Source organism: Novosphingobium sp. SG919 (assembly GCF_012932495.1).
GTDB classification, from domain to species: Bacteria; Pseudomonadota; Alphaproteobacteria; order Sphingomonadales; family Sphingomonadaceae; genus Novosphingobium; species Novosphingobium rhizosphaerae.
This window is the reverse complement of record NZ_JABCNG010000002.1, coordinates 190,450-209,923: the sequence shown is the minus strand read 5'-3', so window position 1 is coordinate 209,923 and position 19,474 is coordinate 190,450. Positions and strand designations below refer to the sequence as shown.

General features: G+C 63.4%; 14 protein-coding genes and 4 pseudogenes. 7 read left to right on the top strand and 11 right to left on the bottom strand.

Going from position 1 to position 19,474, the window contains the following annotated elements:
- Nucleotides 1–24 precede the first annotated feature (24 nt).
- Nucleotides 25–2,892, top strand: coding sequence for a TonB-dependent receptor (locus FHT19_RS11085; protein ID WP_169475167.1), 2,868 nt, complete (start codon nucleotides 25–27; stop codon nucleotides 2,890–2,892).
- Between the two features lie 174 nt (nucleotides 2,893–3,066).
- Here the strand turns inward: FHT19_RS11085 and FHT19_RS11080 are convergent, their stop codons facing one another.
- From FHT19_RS11080 to FHT19_RS11050, 8 genes and pseudogenes are all read right to left on the bottom strand, one after another.
- Nucleotides 3,067–4,512 (bottom strand): glycoside hydrolase family 32 protein, encoded by a 1,446-nt coding sequence (locus tag FHT19_RS11080; protein WP_169475166.1) that lies wholly within the window; start codon nucleotides 4,510–4,512, stop codon nucleotides 3,067–3,069.
- Between the two features lie 55 nt (nucleotides 4,513–4,567).
- Nucleotides 4,568–5,659: an ABC transporter ATP-binding protein gene (locus FHT19_RS11075; RefSeq protein ID WP_169475165.1), complete on the bottom strand. Its 1,092-nt coding sequence runs from the start codon at nucleotides 5,657–5,659 to the stop codon at nucleotides 4,568–4,570.
- A 3-nt stretch (nucleotides 5,660–5,662) separates the two neighbouring features.
- A complete protein-coding gene (locus tag FHT19_RS11070; protein WP_168553867.1) occupies nucleotides 5,663–6,550 on the bottom strand; it encodes a carbohydrate ABC transporter permease in 888 nt (295 codons plus the stop codon).
- Entirely contained in the window at nucleotides 6,547–7,596 is a 1,050-nt protein-coding gene (locus FHT19_RS11065) for a sugar ABC transporter permease (protein ID WP_169475164.1), read from the bottom strand. The genes FHT19_RS11070 and FHT19_RS11065 overlap by 4 nt, the downstream gene beginning before the upstream one ends.
- A complete protein-coding gene (locus tag FHT19_RS11060; protein WP_169475163.1) occupies nucleotides 7,593–8,876 on the bottom strand; it encodes an extracellular solute-binding protein in 1,284 nt (427 codons plus the stop codon). Before FHT19_RS11060 ends, FHT19_RS11065 begins: the two co-directional genes overlap by 4 nt.
- A gap of 1 nt (nucleotide 8,877) precedes the next feature.
- Nucleotides 8,878–9,783: an ROK family protein gene (locus FHT19_RS11055; protein WP_169475162.1), complete on the bottom strand. Its 906-nt coding sequence runs from the start codon at nucleotides 9,781–9,783 to the stop codon at nucleotides 8,878–8,880.
- A 403-nt stretch (nucleotides 9,784–10,186) separates the two neighbouring features.
- Nucleotides 10,187–10,380 (bottom strand): annotated as a pseudogene (locus FHT19_RS24415) (IS21 family transposase); the annotation flags it as partial.
- Between the two features lie 177 nt (nucleotides 10,381–10,557).
- Entirely contained in the window at nucleotides 10,558–10,785 is a 228-nt protein-coding gene (locus FHT19_RS11050; RefSeq protein WP_169475161.1) for a hypothetical protein, read from the bottom strand.
- A gap of 59 nt (nucleotides 10,786–10,844) precedes the next feature.
- Between FHT19_RS11050 and FHT19_RS24410 the strand changes: the two are divergent.
- Nucleotides 10,845–11,151 (top strand): annotated as a pseudogene (locus tag FHT19_RS24410) (transposase); the annotation flags it as partial.
- A 343-nt stretch (nucleotides 11,152–11,494) separates the two neighbouring features.
- Here the strand turns inward: FHT19_RS24410 and FHT19_RS11045 are convergent.
- Entirely contained in the window at nucleotides 11,495–12,160 is a 666-nt protein-coding gene (locus FHT19_RS11045; protein WP_168553871.1) for a TetR/AcrR family transcriptional regulator, read from the bottom strand.
- 136 nt (nucleotides 12,161–12,296) lie between these two features.
- Here FHT19_RS11045 and FHT19_RS11040 point away from each other — a divergent pair, with 136 nt between their 5' ends.
- Complete coding sequence (locus FHT19_RS11040) at nucleotides 12,297–14,615, top strand: TonB-dependent receptor (protein WP_169475160.1); 2,319 nt, start codon at nucleotides 12,297–12,299, stop codon at nucleotides 14,613–14,615.
- Nucleotides 14,615–15,907 (top strand): family 1 glycosylhydrolase, encoded by a 1,293-nt coding sequence (locus tag FHT19_RS11035; RefSeq protein ID WP_169475159.1) that lies wholly within the window; start codon nucleotides 14,615–14,617, stop codon nucleotides 15,905–15,907. Before FHT19_RS11040 ends, FHT19_RS11035 begins: the two co-directional genes overlap by 1 nt.
- A 188-nt stretch (nucleotides 15,908–16,095) precedes the next feature.
- Here the strand turns inward: FHT19_RS11035 and FHT19_RS11030 are convergent, their stop codons facing one another.
- The gene (locus FHT19_RS11030) at nucleotides 16,096–16,329 is read right to left on the bottom strand and encodes a DUF2274 domain-containing protein (RefSeq protein WP_169475158.1); all 234 of its coding nucleotides are present in this window, start codon (nucleotides 16,327–16,329) and stop codon (nucleotides 16,096–16,098) included.
- Between the two features lie 10 nt (nucleotides 16,330–16,339).
- A pseudogene (locus FHT19_RS11025) lies at nucleotides 16,340–16,840 on the bottom strand (TrbI/VirB10 family protein); the annotation flags it as partial.
- Between the two features lie 143 nt (nucleotides 16,841–16,983).
- Between FHT19_RS11025 and FHT19_RS11020 the strand changes: the two are divergent.
- The 3 genes and pseudogenes from FHT19_RS11020 to FHT19_RS11010 all read left to right on the top strand — a co-directional run bounded on the left by FHT19_RS11020 (nucleotide 16,984) and on the right by FHT19_RS11010 (nucleotide 19,387).
- Entirely contained in the window at nucleotides 16,984–17,331 is a 348-nt protein-coding gene (locus tag FHT19_RS11020; protein ID WP_169475157.1) for a transposase, read from the top strand.
- Nucleotides 17,283–17,669, top strand: a complete 387-nt coding sequence (gene tnpB, locus FHT19_RS11015; protein WP_348981778.1) for an IS66 family insertion sequence element accessory protein TnpB — start codon at nucleotides 17,283–17,285, stop codon at nucleotides 17,667–17,669. Before FHT19_RS11020 ends, tnpB begins: the two co-directional genes overlap by 49 nt.
- A 72-nt stretch (nucleotides 17,670–17,741) precedes the next feature.
- Nucleotides 17,742–19,387 (top strand): annotated as a pseudogene (locus FHT19_RS11010) (IS66 family transposase).
- The last annotated feature ends 87 nt before the right edge of the window (nucleotides 19,388–19,474 follow it).

Genomic DNA, 19,474 nt, shown 5'->3' with positions numbered 1-19,474 from the left:
TCAGGTAATGGGGGAGGAGACGAGATGATCATGCGTTCCAGTCGGCCAATGACCATGCTGGTGGCGACCGCGTCCGTTGCGGCGTTGTGCGCGCCCTTGGCGGCACAGGCGCAGGCCGCGCCCGGGCGGGATGCCGCGCAGGACAGGGACACGGCGGCTGCGCGCGCCGCCAACCCCGAAATCGTGGTGACCGGCGTGGTGCGCAAGACGCGCAAGCTCGATACCACGTTCACCATCGACACGCTCAGTCAGGACGATATCAAGCGGCTGGCGCCGATCAGCACGGCGGACCTGCTCAACAACATTCCCGGTTTCTTTGCCGAAGGCAGCACGGCGGGCGAGCGCAGCAACAACGTGACGGTACGCGGCCTGCCCAGCAGCGGCTATCGCTATGCGCCGCAGCTGATCGACGGCCTGCCGGTCTACCAGGATTCCGACGTTCCGTTTGCCAACAACGACGTGTTCTTCTCCACCGACCTGATGACCGACCGGGTCGAGGTGGTCAAAGGCGGGCCGGGCGGGGTGCTTTATTCCAACGGCCTGGGTGCCATCGTCAACTATGTCACCAAGACCGGCGGTGACCGCTTCGAAGGCGGCTACAAGCTGGAGCTGGCGACCTACGATTTCATTCGCAACGATGTCTACCTGGCCGGCCCGATCAACAAGAACCTGCACTTTGCCGTCGGCGGGTTCTACCGCACATCCGGCGGCCTGCGCGACACCGGCTATACTGCCGACAAGGGTGGCCAGGTTCGTGGCAACATCACTTACAAGAGTGACGACGAGAAGACCACGTTCGGCCTCTACGTCTCGCACCTGAACGATCGCACGGCCGTCTACAACAACCTGCCGATCGAAGTGCCGGGGTTCAGTTCGCCGGGGACGGCGCAGAATCCGATCGTGATCGACCAGTCCACCGTGAAGCCGATCGGCATCAATTTCCAGAACGGCACGCTGCTTTCGCCCGCCACGCGCTACATCACGCAGATCGATGACAGTGGCCGCGTCACGACGGCGGACCTGGCCGACGGCATCCATCCCGATTTCACCACGATCACGGCCAAGTTTTCCAAGGAACTCGATTCCGGCTGGCGCTTCGATGTCGACGCGAACTACACCTCGGGCACGTCGGGCTTCAATGCGATGTTCGCGGGCAACGATGCGGCCACGGCGACCTCGTTCCTCAACAACCGATGGATCGGGGACGTTCTCCAGCCCGCATTCGATGCCAATTTCCAGGCGTCGGAAGGCCATCCCAACAATGCCTCGTTCTATAACCGCAATATCCTGGCGACCTATTTCAACGCGCTGAGCCCGGCGGATTTCGACGCGCAGTACCGCACGCCGCTGATCAATGCCGGCTTCAGCAATTTCGAGCAATTGCGCGCGCAGTATGGCGCAAACCAGAATATCGCCGGGCCGGGCGGCTCGCTGGGCGCGTTCTATGCCCGCAATAGCCAACCCATTGCGGCGGGCAGCAACCTGAGCTTCCAGATCCCCTGGATCGTCCGCTCGCGGCTTTCTAGCGCGGCACAAAACCTGAAAGTGCAGAAGGAGTTCAGCCTGTGGGGCAAGCATAACCTGACCCTGGGCGCCTATCACAGCACCAACAGCGACGATTACAATTTCCAGCAGAGCCTGGTGATCACCACACTGGCTTCGCCGGTCGAACTGGTCGACCTCTACATGGTCAACGCCGCCGGCAGCAAGGTCGGCCCGGCGCTGTCGCTTAATGGCAGCTATCTGCCCGGTTTTGCCGGCAACGCGGCAAGTGGGGATGCGGAGAACGCGGCGCTGTTCATCCAGGATCACTGGGAAACGCTGGGTGGGCGGCTGCGCATCGACGCCGGTTTCCGCTGGGAGACCGAGAAGCTCAACGTCCGCTTCCAGACCCGGCAATGCTGCACCAGCTTCCTGCCCGGCGGTGCCGAGACGGGCAACCGCGCCTATACCCAAGTGCAGACCCTGGGCGCGCCGCAATATCTCGATGAGCGGTATTACGGCCATGGCTGGTCGGTTGGCGCCAACTACAGTTTGATGCGCAACCTGGCGGTCTATGCGCTGGCCTCGCAATCGTTCCGCCTGCCCAGCTTCAACGATGGGGTCGCCTTTGCGCAATCGGCGCCGATGGGCAACCCGGTGGAGCATATCGACCAGTACGAAGGCGGCGTCCGATTCCAGAGCCGGATCTTCGATTTCTCGGCAACCGGTTTCTACAACAAGTTCACGCCGCGCACGCTGATCAACATCTACCAGGATATCAATGCCCCGGTCTGCACCGGCGGCGGGACCGTGGCCACGACGGCGACGATCACGTCCTGCCCCAATGTCTATCAGCCCTATTCCTATGGCACCACGAACTATGGCACCGAACTCGAACTGGTGGTGCGCCCGCCATTCATTCCGGGGTTCGATATCAAGGCCAACGTCGTGCTGCAAAATCCCAAGGTCAACGGGTCCAGCTACACCATCGTGAACCAGGTGGGGAACAGCTACCAGTATGGCACGGTCAGCCAGGATGGCCGCCGCGAAGGACGCCAGGCCACCACGACGCTCAATATCCAGCCGCGTTGGGACATGAAGCCCCTGACCGGGCTGCCGGTCAAGCTCTATGGGCAATACGAGTATCGCTCGGCGCGCTATTCCAATTCGCAGGATCTCAATGTCACGATCTATCCGTCGTACTATATCGTCAATGCCGGTGCGTTGATCGATCTGACCGACAAGCTCTCGATCCAGTTCCACGTGGCGAACTTGACCAACCAGCTTTCGTTCACCGAGGGCGATCCGTTGTTCTTCGATCTGAAGGCCCCCAACGGGCAGGGCAATCGCGGCGTGGCGCGGCCGCTGTTCGGCCGCACCGGGCGCTTCACGCTCAACTACCGGTTCTGACCAGCAGCCTGCCGCTGCCGGTTCCGCCATGCCAGCCAAGCGAGGAAGGGTCTTTGTCGACCCTTCCTTTTTTGTATGCGTGTGGCGTGTCGCGCCGATCCGCTGGATGATGCGGGTGCAAAAAAAGGCGCCCACCGCTTTGGCTGGGGTGGGCGCCGGTTGCTCTTGGCGCGGTCAGGCTTCGGTCGGCACTTCGGCCGGCAAGGCAAAGTCGATGCGCGCGCCGGGGTGCGCGATCAGTTCGACCGTGGTTTCGCCGAGCGGGAAGTGGCAGGCGGTCAGCACCACGGCGCCATCGTTGACGAACAGTTCGACCGACGAGGCATCGACGATGATGGTCATCTCGATCGTGTCGCCCGCCGGCATGGCGCAGGCGGTTTCCGCAGCGAAGGCCTCGACCGGCAGGGCGGGGTGACGGCCACGCCGCAGGCGGATCTGGTTGGCGGCAAAGTCCAGCGTGATGGCGATCCCGCTGTCATCCTGCCCGGCGATGGCAAACGTGCATGCGCCCTGCGAGGCCCTGTCGGCCCGCAGCAGGACCTGGCCGCGCAGCGGCTGCCCCTCGCGGTCCAGCCTGTGCCGCTGGCCATCAGCGAGGACGCCACCGAACCCGTACTCGGGCAGGCGGTCGCGCACCTGGCGGGCCGGGCGTTGGGCGAGGACCATGGTGCCGCCGATGTCTTTGACGTGCAGTTCGCGGGGGATGGTCATTGCACCGCGCCAGGGATGGGTGGGGTAGTCCTTGCCGGTGAGATGATTGCTCATCCAGCCGATCCATAGCGGGCCGTGCGCATCGCCGGGAAGATCGGACCAGCATTGGGCGGCATAGAAATCCGGCCCCATATCCACGATCTGTGCGGCACTGCCCGCGAGCGGCGTGAACCTGTGGCCATCGAATGTGCCGATGAAGACTTGCGCGCCGGAAGCACCGCAGACCATATCCTTGTCGACATCGACCTTCAGCGCCCAGGCGCTGCCGCTCTGCCCCGCCATCGGTGCTTCGAACAGGTCGGGGCATTCCCATTGGCCGCCGGTGTGGCCGGCCGGTCCGAATTCCGACGCGAGCTGCCAGTCGATCAGGTTCGCGGAGCGGTAGATCTGCACCTTGTGATCGCGCGCCAGGGCAACCACCAGCACCCAGGCCTGGCTGGGGGCGTGCCAGAACACCTTGGGATCGCGAAAATGCACTTGCTTTGCGGTGATCACCGGATTGCCGGGATATTCGATCCAGGACCGCCCGCGGTCGTGGCTATAGGCCACGTGTTGCGACTGGCGCTCCGTGGCGGGGTGAAACGCGGTGTAGAGCGCGACCAGCGGCGGCGCCCCGTCGATCCCGAAGCCACTGGTGTTGGCCCAATCGACCACCACCGATCCGGAAAAGATCATGAATTCCCGCTCTGGCATGGCGACGGGCAATTCTTCCCACTGGACAAGGTCAGTGCTGATCGCATGGCCCCAACTCATGTGGCCCCAATCCTTGCCATGCGGATTGTATTGGAAGAACAGGTGATATTCGCCCTCGAAATAGACCAGGCCGTTGGGATCGTTGATCCAGTTGCGCTGCGGCGTGAAATGAAAGTCTGGCCGATAGTGGGGGGTGGCTTCGTCAGGTGTGGTCATGATGCATTCCAAAATGCCCGTTGGGCCGTGCCCATGCGGAGGGCAGCGGTGATGACTATGCGGCCAGGCGCGGCAGGGTGACGCCGTCGCTGGCAAACAGGTGGGCGCGTGCCGGGTCGAACGTGATGCCAACCGCGTGTCCGGCGGCAACCGTGTGGCCGGCGCCCACGCGCACGGCCACCGGTTCGGTCCCCGTGCTTTCGACAAACGCGAACGTGTCGCTGCCCAGCCGTTCGACCTGCAGCACCGCACCGGCGAAATGGCCGTCTTCGGGCGCGCAGAGCGTGCAGTCCTCGGGCCGGATGCCGATCGTCACCGCGCCGGCGTGGGCGCCATGGTGCGGGAAGGCGAGAACCTGCCCGGATGCGGCGATGCGCACGGCCAGGGCATTGCCGTTCAGGCCCAGGGCCTGCGCAGGCAGGAAACCCATCTGGGGAGAGCCGAGAAACCCCGCGACGAACCTGTTGGCCGGCCGCTCGTAAAGCTCCAGCGGCGCGCCGATCTGTTGCACGGTTCCTGCTTCCAGCACCACGATCCGGTCGGCCAGGGTCATGGCCTCGACCTGGTCGTGCGTGACATAGACCACCGTGTTGCGCAGCCGGTTGTGCAGGCGGCTGATTTCCAGGCGCATCTGCACCCGCAGCGCGGTGTCGAGGTTGGACAATGGCTCGTCGAACAGGAAGACCGCCGGATTGCGCACGATCGAGCGGCCAATCGCAACCCGCTGCCGTTGCCCGCCCGAAAGCTGGCTGGGCCGGGCATCGCGCAGCGCGCTCAACTGCAGGGATTCCAGCACAGCATCCACGCGGCGCTGGCGTTCGTGGGGATCGATCCGCGCCAGTTTCAGGGCAAAGCCGACGTTTTCCGCCACGGTCATGTGTGGGTAGAGGGCATAGGATTGGAACACCATGCCCACGTTCCGCTCTGCCGGCGTGCGATCGTTGACCACGACACCATCGAACCGGATTTCACCGGCATCGACGGATTCGAGGCCGGCGATCATGCGCAGCAGGGTCGATTTGCCGCACCCGGAAGGGCCGACCAGTACGATGAACTCGCTGGGCTGGATCGCCAGGTCGATACCCTTGATGATCTGCCTGTCGCCAAAGCCCTTGCGGACATCGTTCAATTCAACCTGTGAAGGCATGACTTATCCTTTGACTCCGCTGCCCATCACGCTTTGCACGAACCAGCGCTGGAAGAAGACGAAGGCCAGGAACACCGGCAATGTTGCCAGCGTGGCATAGGCCATGACCTCGCCCCATTCGGTTTGAAAACGGAAGAACTGTTGCAGCCCGACCATCAGCGGCCGCGCCTCGGCGCTCGGCACCACGATGACCGGCCACAAGTATTGATTCCACGCGGCAAGGCCCTGGATGATCGCCACCGTCGCGAACGTGGTGCCCGAAAGCGGCACGATCACATGGCGGAAGACCTGGTAGGGGGTGGCGCCATCGACATAGGCGGCTTCGTCGAAATCGCGCGGAATGTCGTTGAACGCCTGGTAGAAGAAGAAGATCGAGAAGGCATTGGCCACGAACGGCACGATCTGCACCAGCCGGGTATCCAGCCACGACCACTGGATGGTCAGGCCACCATCGAAACCCAGCGTGGGCAGGGAGGCAACCAGCAACATCATCGGCACGGCGATGGCTTCGAGCGGGATGATCAGCATGATCACGATCAGGCCCAGCACCAGGCCCTTGCCGCGCCATTCCAGCCGGGCGAGCGCAAAGGCGGCAAGGCTGTTGACGAACAGCCCGGCGCCGACCGTGGACACGGTGATGAACGCGGAATTGAGCGCGTAGGAGCCTATGCCCGACGTGGCGATCACGTCGCGATAGTTCTGCAACGATACCGCCCCCACCGGCAGGAAGGCGCGAAAGGAGCCAAGATCGCCGAAGATCTGCTGGTTGGGCTTGAACGAGGCCATCACCATGAACACGAACGGCGAGACGAACACGATCACGAAAAGCAGGGCGATGGCATAGAGGCCCACGCGCACGGCGGCCGTGCGGCTGTTGATCGGCCGCCTCATCGCGCACCCGCGCGCCGCGCAAAGAAGCGCTGCTGAAGAATGGCCAGCGTGGCGATCAGGACGAAATAGACAACGGTTACGGTAGAGCCATAGGCGATGTCCTGATCGCGGACGCCGCGTTCGATCGCATAGAACATGACAGTGCTCGTGGCATTGGCCGGCCCGCCCTGCGTCATCACGTCGACCTGGGTGAAAAGGCCGAAGGCGGCGATCGTGGTGATCACCACGACGAAAGCGATCGTGTTGGACAGGCCGGGCAGGGTGACGTGGACAAAGCGTTGCAGCGGCGTGGCGCCGTCGATCCGCGCGGCATCGTAAAGCTCGGTGGGGATGGCCTGGAGACCCGCCAGGAAAATCAGCATCTGCAGCCCGGCGCCCTGCCAGGCCGACATGATGACGATGGCGGGCATGGCCGTGGCCGGATTGCCGAGCCAGTCGATCCGCGTGCCCTGGCCGCCCGAAAGCCAGCCAAGCGCCTGATTGACGAGCCCCAGATCGCGGTTGAACAGGAACGCCCAGATGACCGCGACGACCACCATCGACATGACGACCGGCGAAAAATAGATCGTGCGGAAGGCGCGCTGGCCGCACAATCCGGCATTGACCAGCAGGGCCAGCCCCAGCGCCAGGCCGCATTGCAGCGGCACCACCATGACCGCGAACAGCGCCGTGTTAAGCAGCGAACGCATGAACACCGGATCGCGCGCCAGCAGCACGAAGCGCGTGCTTTCCCAGGTCATCGCGCCAAGCGGGCGGTAGGGCCGCAGGGTGGGGCTGGACCGCGTCACGTCACGAATGCGGGGGAACGTCACATGGCCATCACTGCTGGCGATGCCATCCTGGCGCATCACTTTCAGGCCGAGCAGCCGTTCATAGTTGGCCAGGCCGACAGCCTGCACATGCTGGGGCGACAGCAGCTTCTGGTTGGTGAGCGTAAGGGCGATCGCCATCGCGAAGGGGATCACCAGGAACGTGATCAGGCCCAGCATGGCCGGCGTGCCGAACAGGAACGCGAGGCGCCCCTTGCGTGCCCATCGCGGGGTCATTTCGTCTTCTCCGCAGCAGGCGCATAGCCATTGTTGTCGGCAATCGACTGGTCGATGGCGTCGGCGGCGTCGTCCAGGGCGTCGCGCGGGTCCGTGCCGTCCATGATGTCGCGCGCGGCGTGGTACCAGGCGTTGGAAATCGCGGTGAATGCCGGCGTGGCGGGGCGGGGCCGGGCAAAGGCGCGCGACATGTCGTAGAACACGCGCCAGTCTCCCCCCTTGCGGAAGCGCTGGGTGCGCTGCGCCGCGGCTTCGGTTGCCGGGATCATGCCCGCCGCCGTGGCCATGGCGGCGATCTCCGGCGTGCTGATGAGATGGCGGATGAACGCCGCGGCTTGCGCCGGCTGCGTGCAGGTGGAACTGACCGCCCACTGCCAACTGCCGCCGCCGATTGCCACGCCATGGCCGAAGTCTGGCGGCGGCAGGATCAGCAGGTCGTTGCCGAAGGCCTTTTCAAGATCGGGGGCTCGCCAGTTTCCCGTATAGGCAAGGGCAACGCGGCCCCGCATCAGGCTCTGGTCGTCGGGCTCCAGGCGCCGCGCCCATTCGTTGGCGAACAGCGCGTGGAACCAGGCCGCCCATGCCCGGGCTGGCGCGCCATTGATCACGCCGTCAGCCGTGCGATTGGTCTTGCGGTCGATCAGGTCGCCGCCAAAGCTCTGCAGCATCGGGCTATAGGCATAAGTCCACCAGTTCGGGTTGGGTTCGCGGGTGCCCAGGTCCAGCGGCACCTGCCAGCGTCCGGTGGCCTTGAGCTTGCGCAGGACATCGTCGAATTCAGCGCGCGTCCACGGCTGTGCCAGCGTGGGGATGCGGGCGTGGATCTGCGCCAGCGTCGATCGCCGGGTGAAGATCGCCAGCGCCGCGTCGAACTGGCCGACCGAATAGATATGGCCCTGGTACTGGCCAAGCGCGGGTGGCGCGATGGAGGCAAACGCCTGGCGGTCGATCAGCGTGTCGAGCGGGCGAATGTGCCCCGCCCAGACGAACGCGGGAACCATCGGACTGTCGACCGTCAGCACGCAGGGCAGGCGGCCGGCCATGGCCGCGGCCATGATCGATTGCGGATAGGAACCTTGCGGGATGGTCTGCGCGTTTACGACAAAGTTGTGCCGGCCGGCGGCGAAGCGGGCGATCATCTGCTGGTTGGCGGCGGCTTCCTCCGGCCCGGTCTGGTGCTGCCAGACATGGAGCACGCGCCCGCCTGCACCGGGCTTGTCCGTGCAGGACGCGGTGGAGGCAAGCAGGGTGCCGATGCTCAGGCGCAGTATGCGGCGCATGTCAGGCGTCCCCGGCCGCGCGCCGGGCCATCGCCATCGCGCCGATCAGCGCTGGCGACGTTTCGAGCAGGGCCGTCGGCATGATGAATGTCTCCGTCGCCACTGCGCGTGGGCCCAGGGCATAGCCGGCCATCAACCCGGCAAAGCCGACGCGCACGCGATCGACCAGGAACGGCGGCGACATGACCCCGCCGCCCAGCACGATGCGATCGAGCCGCAAGGTATAGGCCAGGTTCACACATAGTGCCGCGATATAGTGTGCGGCCATGTCCCAACCCGGATGATCGGGCGCCAGTTCCTCTGCCGCGCGACCCCAGCGTGCCTTCATGGCCGGCCCGGAAGCCAGGCCCTCAAGGCAATCGCCGTGGAACGGGCAGGTGCCGGCAAAGCCATCGCCCGGTGCGCGCGAGACCTGGAGATGTCCGATTTCCGGGTGAGGGAATGTCTGGCGCAATTGGCCGTCCAGCACGACGCCAACCCCAATCCCGGTGCCGATGGTGACATACGCAAAATTGGCAAGACCGGTGGCCTGGCCTTGCAATCCTTCGCCAAGTGCCGCGGCATTCACGTCGGTTTCGGCAACCACCGGGGCGCCGACGGCACTGGCCACGGCGCGCACGATATTCGTTCCCGACCAGCCAGCCTTGGGCGTGGTGACCAGGCATCCGAACGATGGGGATGCGGGATCGAGGTCGATCGGGCCGAATGCGGCCAGGCCCGTGCGGACTGCATCGCCGTGGCGTGCCTGCGCGGCCCGGAAGAAGTCCGCAAGGTCGGCAAAGGTTTCAGCCGGTGTGCGGGTGGGGAAGGCGGCCTGTGCCAGCACGTCACCCTCGGGCGTGCTCAACGCACAGACGAACTTGGTTCCACCCGCTTCGATCGCGGCGAGATTTCTTGGTGTGGGCATGGGCGATAACTCGTTGCCGGAGCGGAATGAGGGCAGCGGGTGCGGCCAACCCGCAGCCTGGGACGGGCGTTGCGGGATTGGTCCGGGCACTGCGGGTGGTGCGGCCGCAGGCGAGACGTGCAGTCAGTTTCGACCCACGCCGGCATCTTCCATGCGCGATGCTGTTGCTGTCATCCGTCCTCTCCGGCTTCTTCCGATGAGATGATTGTGTAGGCTGCTCATGTCGACGTCGTCAACAGCTAATTGTCGACGTCGACATTTACGCATTTATGCATGCTCTGTGGAAAATTCTGAGCGCTCTGGCACCCGTCGTTGCGGCGTGAGCGGGGCAGGGGGCAATCGTCGCGCCGCATGTTCCGTCCCGTTGAACCGCCAGTGCGTGCCCGTGTGCGCCTTGGTGGCTGATTTTGTCGTCCGTTGTCTTCATACTATCAAAAACTCCGCACTGTGGCACGCCGCCCGGCACCCGGAATGCCTGCGCCAAGGCAACGAACAGCATCTAGCTGCGCTGAACTTCGTTTCCTGCGACTGCAGCGGGTGAGCCCGCATCATGACAGTGCGGCTGTGCGAACGCTTGGTATGGGCCACCTTGACCTTGATCCGCTTGTGGAGCGGCGTGCAAAATTGGGTCTGACTCAAATTCCGTGCAATTCAGATCATACTGGCGCCATAACTTTGGTATAGAGTAGGTCGATCTTGGCGCAGCCGTACATCTGTCGCTTGATGGCTTTCAGGCGGTTGACCTTGCCCTCACTTGTCCGCTGGACCACGGCGTCAGATTGCGGTGGCGACGGCGTCCTTGTCTGCCTGAACGCCGGCGGCAAAGGCAGCAACTTTGTATATGACGATCCACGGATCGAGCCGCGCCTTGTCTTTCGAGCGCATCATCCCGTGGAAGCGATCGAGAGCCTCGCGCGCGGCTATCGGCGTTGGCACGGCCTGTTCGATTCCTGCGTTGATCAATGCGGTCTTGACCGAACCGGTGTTGCGCTCGGTGGTCATGCTGCGCGCTGATCTGACCCCGGAAAACTGGATCGCCTGGAGTTAGCGTTTTTCGCCGTATTCACGCTGGCTGGCAGGAGGGAGCGGACGGTGTTCTCTTTGCGGACATCTGCCGCAAGGCAGGGTCAGCCAGGCGATCTACTTCAACTGGAAGAAGAAGTGCGACGGCATGCTGCCGCCAGACATGCGGCTGCTGAAGCAGGTAGAGGACGAGGATTCCAAGCTGCGCAAGCTTGTGGCGGTTCTCTCGCTCGACAAGGAGATATTGCAGGACGTCATCCGCCGAAAACTGTGAGGCATGCTCGCAAGCGCGAGCTGGCAAACGGGTTTCGCAGTGACTTGGGCGTGTCGATCCGCCGGGCTTGCCAGCGCCTGGAAATGGACACCTCCGGCTGACAGTCGGTAGGTACCGGAGTGATCGACATGCACCTGCCCAGTGTGATCCACCGCCGGCATTTTCAGCAAGACATAACTGTTCACGAGATCAAGCGGCGTGCGCGCTTTTCGCGCAACACGCCCCCCCCAAACGTCTGCGCGCGGACGCCGCGGAGCCGGTGCTCATGGTTCTTCACCGACCGAGCAAGCTGGACCTGTCCACCTGATTCCTTATGGTATTGAACCGATTGGCCTGGCCCGCGATTGGTGCGCTGGACCACGGCGTGGTGATCGCGGCTGCAAGGCATAGCATTGATATGCACCCGCGAGGTTACTACGAGGTTTGCTGTTCAAGGGACTGAGCGAACCTTGCCAGCAAAGGTTCGAGTTCATCAATGCGGCCGCTAGGCGCTGCAAAGGACAACAGGCTGCTTAGCAATGCCACCGGCGTGCGGGTGTCGATGCCGGTGGGCATCACCAGGTTCGCGATCGACAGGCCACGCACCGACCAGACCATCAGCCGCATAACAGCTAGGGCCGTTTCTCGACCTCCGCCAAGGCCCATTTGCACCGTTGCAAGTGCGGCGTCTTCCACGTCAGCCTGCCGGTTGCGTACCAGCTCGGCAAGTTCTGGATCGCTGCGACTGGCCTGAAGGATTTCCAGCACGGCAACGCCAGCCGGTCGGTCCAGTACGTCGAGCAGGATCGCAGGCCAGTCCTGCACCTTTTGGCCGGTCAATCCCTGCGCAACCAGTTCCTCATAGATGATTGCTTCGCGTCGATAGACTTCGGCAACCACTTCGGCCATCAGCATCGCCCGTGTGCCGAACTGGTGCAATATGGCACCCCGGCTCACGCCTGCTTGCGCTGCGATCAACGCCGTACTGGCAGCCGGATAGCCGGCTTGGTGAATTACGGCGATGGCTGCGTCGATCAGCGCCTCGCGGGTTTCTGCTGTTCGTTCTTCCTGGCTGCGGCGCCTGCGCGTCTGCTCTGTCATGGATCCATCCTGTGTGATGCAGGAAAAGCACAGGACACTGCGTACGATCAAGCTGTAACTAACATGCGTTCTTGACTGAACGTAAATTGACGACTAGCCAGCTGTTCAACAAAACTGTCCTGAAGGGAGGATCCTGATGTCCAAGTGGACGAAGCTGGCCGGTGCTGGCCTGCTATCGATCGCGCTCGCCATGCCTGTTGCCGAAATTGCCCATGCCAAAGCTGGCGGCGACGACCAGGCAGCCCTTGCCGTTGGCGAAATCATCGTGACAGCGCAGCGCCGGCCTGAACGTCTGCAGACCGTGCCGGTCAGCGTCACCGCTGTTTCATCCGATGCGCTCAAGGCGCGCGGGCTCAACGATCTTTCGCAGATGACTCTCGCCGCCCCAAGCCTTCAAGCCGGCGCGGACAACAATTTCTCGGTACGCGGCGTTGGTACGTCGGCCTTTTCGAACTCGATCGAATCGAGCGTCGCTTTCGCCCAGGACGAAGTGAACCTGGCCAACCCCGGCCTGGTTTACAGCTTCTACGATCTTTCGCAGGTCGAAGTGCTCAACGGGCCACAAGGCCTGCTGTTTGGCCGCAACGCTTCTGCTGGGCTCGTCAACGTCAGCAGCGCGCGTCCGGAACTGGGCAAGACCTCGGGGCAGTTCGACCTTGAGCTCGATACGCGGCCGACCGCGGCCAGCCGGTCCAACGGCGTGGTGGCGCGCGGTGCGGTAAACCTGCCGCTGGGATCAAGTGTCGCGCTGCGCGTGGCCGGCTTCAACGAATACCAGCGTCCGATCACGGCGTTCACTGGTCCTGTCGATGCCGGCGCGCGCAGCGAACTGGACCTGCGGCGGTTTGGCGTGCGGGCCAGCCTGCTGTACAAGCCTAACGACGCCTTCAGTCTACTGGCAATCGGAGAGATCGGCCAGGACCGTGGTGTACTGGGGATGTTCGACATCGCCTATCGCGAATTGGGCAGCGGCAGCGTCAACGCCGCCGCGCTGACCGCCAGCGGAATCACCGCAGGGCCGGACAATATCACCGTCGCGGGCAACGGCGGCTATTACCGTGACCTCGATCGCCGCGGCCTGCAAGCCAAGGCGAGCTATGTCTTGGACAATGGCCTTGAAATCAGCGACATCGCCGCGTGGAAGAGCTTCAACCGCAACCAGCAGCTCGACACCGACGGCACGGTGCTCAACGGCGCCGACATCAATGCCAACGTCAGCCGTTTCGACCAGGTCAGCAACGAACTGCGCCTGGCCCTGCCAAGCGATCGCCGGCTGAGCGGGCAGGCGGGTCTCTATGCGTTCCATTCGCGACTGCGCGAAGCCTCGCAGATAGCTGGTAACAACTATTTTCCCGCGTTTCTGCTGCCGCAGTTCCCGTTCTGCGTGGGAGCGACAGCGGTGCCGGCCTGTCCGGGCAGCAACGACTATTTCCTCGGCACCGATCACCGTGTGTTGCAGACCAACGACAGCCTCGCCGCGTTCGGTCAGCTGACCTACAAAGTGACGGACCACCTGCAACTGATCGGCGGCGGGCGCGTGACACGCGATATCGTCAAGATCGACCTTGTCCAGAACGAGGGCGCCTATTTCGTCGCGTTCGGATCGGTGCAGCCGGGCCGCAGTGAGCGGACCACCAACACCAATTTCAGCTACAAGCTGGGCGCGCAATACACGTTCGGGCGCGATGCGATGGCCTATGTCACATATGGCCGTGGCTACAAGGGCCCCGGCTTCAACAACACCGAAGCCAGTGTCATTGCGCCCTTGGCGATCAAGCCGGAAACCAATCAGAACCTGGAAGCGGGGATCAAGACCAGCTGGCTGGGCCGCAAATTGACGGTCAACCTCTCGGCGTTCCGTTCCATTTTCGACAATTACCAGGTGCAGTCGTTCGACCTCACCACGTCCTCGTTCGTCACCCAGAACGCGGCGACGGTGAAGACCAGGGGAATCGAAATGACCCTTACCGCGCGTCCCGTGCCGGGCCTGGCGATCAACGCCAACGCGACGCTGTTGGATTCGCACTTTGGCGATTTTGCGGGGGCGCAGTGTTATCCGGGGCAAGGCTGCACGACCTACAACGCGGCGGGACGCAAGACCCCGCTGGCGCCCGCGTTCACCGGGACGCTCGACGTCTCCTACGAGTTCCAGACCAGCGGCGCGCTGCGTCCTGTCGTGTCGGCCAACTATTACCACCGCGCTTCGATGAACTACACGATCCAGCCTTACAGCGGCACGACTTATGGCGAGGCCGATATCCTGGGCGGCAGCGTGGGCGTGCGCGGGGACAATTGGCGCGCTTCGGTGTTCTGCAAGAACTGCACCGACCAGCGCGTGCCGGTGGCACTCGGCCTCGAATCCGCCGATGGCAACGCCGGTATCGCCACGGTCCAGCAGCGCTTTGGGTTGAACTCGTTCCGCACCATCGGTTTGCAGCTGGGGTATATGTTCTGATGGACTTGACCCGGCGTCAGGCGCTGGCCGCGACGGCCACGGCGGCGAGCCTGCCCCTGCTGGCGCCGGCCGCGGCAGCCGGAGCAGCGGCCGCTCGGTCCGGCTTCATGTTGGGTGCGGGCACCTCGGCTTTCCAGGTGGAGGGCAACAACGTGAACAGCGACCTGTGGCTGGTGGAAGGGCTTGCCGAAGCCGGCTTTGCCAACCAGTCGGGCGATGCCTGCGACCACTATCATAGCTATGCCGCTGATATTGCGCTCGTTGCGGGGCTGGGGCTCGATACCTATCGCTTTTCGATCGAATGGGCACGGGTCGAACCCCGAGAGGGTGCGTTCTCGCGCGCCGAGTTGGACCATTACCGCCGAGTGTTGCAGGTCTGCCGGGCCGCCGGCCTGCGCACCGTGGTCACATTGTTCCACTTTACCGCGCCGCTATGGGTCGCGCGTCAGGGCGGCTTTTCAAACCCGGCGATCGTGCCGCTGTTCGCCCGCTATGCCGCGCGGGTGGCCGAACATTGTGGTGACCTCATCGATTGCTTATCCACCATCAACGAGGCCAACATGTCGTTCGTGGATTATGTGACGCCCGAAGGCGCAAGGCGAGTGCAGCATGCTGCGGCACGCGCCGTGGGCGCCGAGCGATTCGGCACGTTCCTGCTTGATGATGTGGCGGCATCCAAGCCCATCGTGCGAGAGGCGCACGTGGCGGCGCGCGAAGCGGTGCGTCGTACCCGGCCAGGGCTTCCGGTGGGGATCACCCTGGCTATGGACGATCTTCAGGATGCGCGGGGTAGTGAAGGGCACGCCGCGGCCATGCGCGATGCGCGCTATGGTGCCTGGCTAGCACTTGCGCGTGACGACGATTACCTTGGCGTGCAGAATTACACGCGACAGCTGGTTGGGCCGCAAGGCGTGGTTCCGCCGCCGCCCGGCTCCGTGTTCACCCAGTTGCATCAGGAAGTTCACCCCGCGTCGCTCGGCAACGTGGTGCGCTACGCGGCCTCTGTCGCAAGGGTTCCCGTGCTGGTCAGCGAGCATGGGATCGGCACGGCAGACGATGCCCTGCGCATTCGCTTCATCGACGAAAGCCTTGCGGGGCTGCGCGCTGCCGTGCGCGACGGCGTCACCGTCACCGGTTATATCCATTGGTCCCTGCTCGACAACTATGAGTGGGCCTTTGGCTATCGGGCACAGTTCGGACTGGTCGCTGTGGATCGTGCAACTCAGCGTCGCAGTCCCAAGCCAAGCGCGCAGCACCTTCGTCGCTTGGCCCGCGCTGCAAAGCTGGCCTGACGAGCTATCTGGGTTATATAGCAACTGAAAATGGCGGCCCTTCAGGCAGCGATATGCCGGCATCAAAGAGGTAGTTTAGCCATTAGTGATCGATGCGAAGGCGACAAGATAAGGCCGCCCATTCGATGCTGCGTGGCGCTTGACCTCGTCGATCCGCTTGACGCGGTCACGTTCCTTCGCCGGCTGCGTCATTTTGACTGCTCGCGGACAAGAGCTTCGCGGGCAAGGAGGAAGCCGCGATCGCTGTCCAGAAAGGCGGATAATATGGCCGGGATCAGCTCGGCGACTGGCTCCTCGCGGCCATAGGTGTCGGCGTAGATCCGGGCATAATCAGTCAGGGCAAGATGCAGGTCGGGCATGACCATGACGGTCAGTTTCACCGGTGTACGATCGGGGATGCGGGCCAGCTTGAGTTCGGGCATCGACGGCCTCCTATGGTTTCCAGGGTGCCAGGATCAGATCACGATGCACGACAAGCCGGATGGGGGCTCTTGGCCGTATGGTGATCGTGGGTTGGATTTGCAGATTGCGCGACGTGAGCTGGTCACCGGCGCGGGACACGTTCTGTTGGGTTGATTCCCGGATCGCCTGGACGAGATCGCTTTCGCCGGTGAATGTCAGGTTCGCACCCACGCCGAGCAGGGTCGATGCCGCCACTCCCTTGAGCAGCGACCAGGTGTGAAAATCTATTTTATCCGAGAGGCCCGCATAGCCTGACGGATCGGTTGCCGGCACATTGTCGATCCGGATCGAACTGCCGTCTGGCAAGACGATCCGTTGCCAGACCACGAGCGCGTGGCTCTGCCCGAACGCCACCACCGAGTCATAGCTGCCGATCAGCCGCGCCCCCTGCGGAATGAGCAGCATACGCCCCGTGGCGCTGTCATAAGTGTTCTCGGTAACCTGCGCGGTGACCAGCCCCGGCAGGTCGGAGCAGGAGAGGACTCGAAAGCACTCACATTTCTCTCGGAAAACTGCTGTTTTTGGAGGACGTATCCATCCGGCGTGACCCGCCTTGTCCGGTGCTGAGCGAGCGCTCTTAAGGACGCTCTTGAGAGCGCACTCAGGAGCGGTTGATGCGGCAGATTACGGTTATGCACGGGCCAGAGCGTCGTCGGCGATGGATCGACGAGGAACGGCTGCGGATTTTGGCGGAGGCCGCAGCGCCAGGGGCTTGCGTTGCTGACGTTGCTCGTCGGCACGATATTTCGACGGCACGTATCTATACCTGGCGGCACAAGTTGCGCCAACAGATCGCAGGGCCGCAGTTCGCTGAGGCTGTGGTCGATGCTGGCAACGTCGATGTTCCGATTTCGGAACCGTCGCCCGCCGTCGTGGTGGAACTAGGCAACAAGATGCGCATGACGGTCTTCCCGTGTGCGTCTGCGGCGCTGGTCGAAGCAACGTTGAAGGCGCTGCGGTGATCCCATCGACGGTGCGAGTGTGGATTTCGATGGGGCACACGGACATGCGCAAAGGCATGCAGGGCCTCGCGTTGCTGGTGCAGCAAGGCCTCCAGCGCAATCCCCACGGCGGTGACCTTTTCGTGTTCCGCGGACGCGCTGGCGCGCTGGTCAAAATCATCTGGCACAATGGCGTCGGCATGTCGCTCTATGTCAAACGATTGGAGAAAGATCGCTTCATCTGGCCATCGGCCAAGGATGGTACGGTGTCGCTGACGCCGGCACAATTGGCCCGTCTGCTCGAAGGAATCGACTGGCGGAACCCGCAGCATACCGCGCGTCCGCAGAGTGCCGGTTAATCTCGCAAATTCGGCAGTTTTCAGCGTATTTTCCGCTTTGGCTTTGACCGATTGTGTGATTCCATCAGCGTCATGGACACGGCCGTTTCGCCCCTGCCGAACGACATCGAAGCGCTCAAGGCGCTGGTGTTGGCGGCAACGCACAAGGCCGATCTTGCCACCCAGTGTGCCGCCATGCTGAGGCGCGTCTCGCCAATGCGCAAGCCCGGGCCAGCGCCACCGAAGCGGTGATCGCGCACCTCAAGTTGCAGATCGCCAAGCTGCGGCGCGAGCAATATGGCCCCAGCGCTGAGCGCACGCGGCGGCTGCTCGACCAGATGGAACTGCAACTCGGCGACCTTGAAGCCGACGCAGCCGAGGACATGCTGATCGCGACGGCCACGGCAGAAAAGGCGACTTCGGTCGCAGCCTTCGACCGCAAGCGCCCTTCGCGCAAGCCGTTCCCCGAACATCTGCCACGCGAGCGGGTCGTCGTTCCGGCACCATGCACATGCCCGGCATGCGGCGGCGGCCGGTTGTCCAAGCTGGGCGAAGATGTGACCGAGACGTTGGAAGTGATCCCGCGTTCGTGGAAGGTCATCCAGACGGTGCGGGAGAATTTCTCGTGCCGGGATTGCGAGGCCATCACACAGCCGCCCGCATCATTCCATGTGGTGCCGCGTGGCTGGGCCGGGCCCAGCTTTCTCGCCATGGTGCTGTTCGAGAAGTATGGCCAGCACCAGCCTCTCAACCGGCAGGCCGAGCGCTTCGCGCGTGAAGGCGTGCCGCTCAGCGTATCAACGCTGGCCGATCAGGTTGGTGCGGCATGTTTCGCGTTGATGCCGATCTTCAAGCTGATCGAGGCGCACGTCTTTGCCGCCGAGCGCCTGCATGGCGACGACACCACTGTGCCGGTCATAGCCAAGGGCAAGACCGATACCGGCCGACTATGGAACTATGTGCGCGATGATCGCCCGTTTGGCGGTGCTGATCCCCCGGCCGTGGTGTTCCGCTATTCGCGCGATCGGCGTGGCGAGCATCCTCAGGCACATCTGGCGACCTGGTCAGGCATTCTGCAGGCCGATGCCTTTGCCGGCTATAATGAGCTGTATGCAGCCGACCGCCAGGCGGGCCTGATCCTTGAGGCGGGTTGCTTTGCGCACGCCCGGCGCAAATTCTTCGAGCTGGCTGATGTGGAAGGCACGGCGCGCAAGAAAAGTCGTGGCGAGAAGACCGGCCAGATCTACCCGATCGCGCTGGAGGCGGTGCAACGGCTCGACGCGCTGTTCGAGATCGAGCGGAGCATCAACGGCAAGACGCCCGAGGAGCGCCTTGCCGTTCGCCGGGAACTGAACAAGCCGCTGATAGACGAACTGCACACCTGGCTAACGGAGCAATTGGCAAAGCTTTCGCGCCATCATGATCTGGCCAAGGCGATCAACTACATGCTGCGGCGCTGGGATGCCTTCACCCGGTTCCTCACCGATGGCCGCGTTTGCCTGACCAACAACGCCGCCGAACGGGCGTTGCGCTGTGTGCCCTTGGGCAGGAAGGCATGGCTGTTCTGCGGTTCGGATCGCGGCGGACAACGTGCTGCTATCGTTTATTCACTGATCCAGACTTGTCGGCTCAACGATGTCGATCCGCAGGCGTGGCTCGCCGATGTGCTGAGCCGGATTGCAGAATGTCCGGTTAGCAGGCTCGGCGATCTGCTGCCCTGGAATTGGCAACCTCGATAGACTTGATGTCGGACTGCACTACTATAGCAGTGAAACTGTCGCTCTGGTCGACAACATTGTAGTCATTACGATCGGGCGATATGTTCC

Excerpts from the sequence above, each read along its gene's own strand:
- FHT19_RS11045 (WP_168553871.1), bottom strand. The coding sequence starts at position 12,160 with ATGACAGAGCAGACGCGCAGGCGCCGCAGCCAGGAAGAACGAACAGCA.
- FHT19_RS11035 (WP_169475159.1), top strand. The coding sequence starts at position 14,615 with ATGGACTTGACCCGGCGTCAGGCGCTGGCCGCGACGGCCACGGCGGCG.
- FHT19_RS11060 (WP_169475163.1), bottom strand. The coding sequence starts at position 8,876 with ATGCGCCGCATACTGCGCCTGAGCATCGGCACCCTGCTTGCCTCCACC.
- FHT19_RS11070 (WP_168553867.1), bottom strand. The coding sequence starts at position 6,550 with ATGAGGCGGCCGATCAACAGCCGCACGGCCGCCGTGCGCGTGGGCCTC.
- FHT19_RS11055 (WP_169475162.1), bottom strand. The coding sequence starts at position 9,783 with ATGCCCACACCAAGAAATCTCGCCGCGATCGAAGCGGGTGGAACCAAG.
- FHT19_RS11075 (WP_169475165.1), bottom strand. The coding sequence starts at position 5,659 with ATGCCTTCACAGGTTGAATTGAACGATGTCCGCAAGGGCTTTGGCGAC.
- FHT19_RS11040 (WP_169475160.1), top strand. The coding sequence starts at position 12,297 with ATGTCCAAGTGGACGAAGCTGGCCGGTGCTGGCCTGCTATCGATCGCG.
- FHT19_RS11085 (WP_169475167.1), top strand. The coding sequence starts at position 25 with ATGATCATGCGTTCCAGTCGGCCAATGACCATGCTGGTGGCGACCGCG.
- FHT19_RS11030 (WP_169475158.1), bottom strand. The coding sequence starts at position 16,329 with ATGCCCGAACTCAAGCTGGCCCGCATCCCCGATCGTACACCGGTGAAA.
- FHT19_RS11020 (WP_169475157.1), top strand. The coding sequence starts at position 16,984 with ATGCGGCAGATTACGGTTATGCACGGGCCAGAGCGTCGTCGGCGATGG.
- FHT19_RS11080 (WP_169475166.1), bottom strand. The coding sequence starts at position 4,512 with ATGACCACACCTGACGAAGCCACCCCCCACTATCGGCCAGACTTTCAT.
- FHT19_RS11065 (WP_169475164.1), bottom strand. The coding sequence starts at position 7,596 with ATGACCCCGCGATGGGCACGCAAGGGGCGCCTCGCGTTCCTGTTCGGC.
- FHT19_RS11050 (WP_169475161.1), bottom strand. The coding sequence starts at position 10,785 with ATGACCACCGAGCGCAACACCGGTTCGGTCAAGACCGCATTGATCAAC.